Annotated in this window: 1 protein-coding gene; it reads left to right on the forward strand. The window is 65.7% G+C overall.

The features are described 5' to 3' along the window. The coding region (locus XalbCFBP2523_RS15895; protein ID WP_249027746.1) for a methyl-accepting chemotaxis protein at window positions 1–531 on the forward strand (531 nt) is incomplete at both ends.

Below are 531 nucleotides of genomic sequence, written 5' to 3' on the forward strand. Positions count from 1 at the left end.
GGCCTCGAAGAAGATCGCCGACATCATCAGCGTGATCGATGGCATCGCGTTCCAGACCAATATTCTGGCGCTCAACGCGGCGGTGGAAGCGGCGCGCGCGGGCGAACAGGGGCGTGGGTTTGCGGTGGTGGCGACCGAAGTGCGGACGTTGGCGCAGCGTTCGGCGAATGCGGCCAAGGAGATCAAGGGGTTGATCGACGACTCGGTCACGCGTGTGGCGGAAGGGTCGTTGCTGGTGGATCAGGCGGGCAAGACGATGCAGGAGATCGTGTCCTCGGTGCAGCGGGTCACCGACATCATGGGCGAGATCTCGGCGGCCTCGCAGGAGCAGTCGGCAGGCATCGAGCAGGTGAACCAGACGGTGACGCAGATGGACGAGAGCACGCAGCAGAATGCGGCGTTGGTGGAAGAAGCCACGGCTGCGGCGCGTTCGATGGAGCAGCAGGCGGTGGAGTTGAGCCAGGCGGTGGCGTTGTTCAAGCTCGATGCCTCTGCGGCGCTGCCGCCACGGCAGGGCAAGGCGTCGGTGGC

The organism is Xanthomonas albilineans (genome assembly GCF_002939705.1).
Classification (GTDB): domain Bacteria; phylum Pseudomonadota; class Gammaproteobacteria; order Xanthomonadales; family Xanthomonadaceae; genus Xanthomonas_A; species Xanthomonas_A albilineans.